This is a genomic window from Lamprobacter sp., from assembly GCF_034860625.1.
In the GTDB taxonomy this organism is placed as follows: domain Bacteria; phylum Pseudomonadota; class Gammaproteobacteria; order Chromatiales; family Chromatiaceae; genus Lamprobacter.
The window spans coordinates 1-1,528 of sequence record NZ_JAYESN010000488.1 but is presented as its reverse complement, the minus strand read 5'-3'; the positions used below and the strand labels follow the sequence as shown (position 1 = coordinate 1,528).

The window sequence follows — 1,528 nt, the reverse complement described above, 5'->3', positions numbered from 1 at the left end:
CGAGAGCCTCTCGGGTGTCGAGTACGTCGTCTTGCCCGGCTTGAGGTCCGGCGCGGATCTCAGCACGGATCTCGGCACAGAGTCCAGCACCGCATTCGGCAAAGCGTCCGGCACAGGCGCCAGCAACGGTCCAGGCTCCGCGGGGCTGGTGCCAACGGTGCGCTGCGGCGCCGGCGTGGTCACCCGCCGCGTCGCTGATCTGGCCGATGCCAATGGCCTCGCCTTCGCCGTCGACCCGACCTCTCAGGACGCCTCCTGCATCGGCGGCAATGTCGCCATGAACGCCGGCGGCAAGAAGGCGGTGCTCTGGGGCACCGCGATCGACAATCTCGCCTCCTGGCGCATGGTGACCCCGGATGCCGATTGGCTCGAGGTCGAGCGCATCGATCACAACCTCGGCAAGCTTCAGGACACCGAGGTCGCGCGCTTTCGCATCAGCCGCTTCGCCGCCGACGGCACCACGCCCAAGGGCGAGCCCGAGCTGCTCGAGATCCCGACCGCCCAGATGCGCAAGCCGGGGCTCGGCAAGGATGTCACCGACAAGGCCCTCGGCGGCCTGCCTGGTGTGCAGAAGGAGGGCTGCGATGGGCTCATCACCTCGGCGCGCTTCATCCTGCATCGGATGCCCGAGCATGTGCGCACGGTCTGTCTGGAGTTCTTCGGCACCGATCTGAACCGCGCGGTGCCGGCGATCGTCGAGATCAAGGACTTCGTCGACGCGCGCACTGATGTGCAGATCGCCGGCCTGGAGCATCTCGACGAGCGCTATGTGCGCGCGGTGCGTTACTCAACCAAGGCCGCCCGGCGCGAGCTGCCGAAGATGGTGCTGGTCGCCGACCTGGTCTCCGACGACGAGACCGCGGTCGCCGCGGTCGCCGATGCGGTGGTCGAGCTGGCCAACGCACGCGATGGCGAGGGCTTCATCGCCATCAGCCCCGAGGCACGCAAGCGCTTCTGGCTCGATCGCGCCCGCACCGCGGCCATCTCCCGTCACACCAATGCCTTCAAGATCAACGAGGACGTGGTCATCCCGCTGCCACGGCTGGCCGAGTACAGCCGCGAGATCGAACGTCTGAACATCGAGCAGTCGATCAAGAACAAGGACGCCATCATGGCGGCCGTGCTCGAGTATCTGGATGGCCCGCTGCGCGAGGCGCTACCGGCCGGTGAGTACCAACGCTCCGATGAGGCGCTGGCGATCCTTGAGGCCAAGTGCGCCGCCGCCCGCGATGCGGTGCGCGCTGCCCGTCAGCGCTGGCAGCAGATCCTCGCGCGCCTGGATCAACCGGCCGCCGAGCAGACCGTCTTGCTACGCGACCCGGAGCGGGCCCTGATCCGCGACGGCGACAGCCTGCTCGAGATGATGCTGCGCCGCGACCTGCGCCAGACCTACCGCAAGGAGGTCGGCAATCGGCTCGCTGAGATCTTCGCCGGCCAGGATCTGACCGGAGTGCGCGAGCGCCTGGCCGAGATCCACCGCGAGGTCCGCAATGCCCGGCTATTCGTCGCGCTGCACATGCACGCCGGC

1 protein-coding gene is annotated in these 1,528 nt (G+C 68.3%); it reads left to right on the top strand.

Annotated elements, in window-relative coordinates; all coding sequences use genetic code 11:
* The coding region (locus VBE63_RS29110) for an FAD-binding oxidoreductase (protein ID WP_323686464.1) at window positions 1-1,528 on the top strand (1,528 nt) is incomplete at both ends.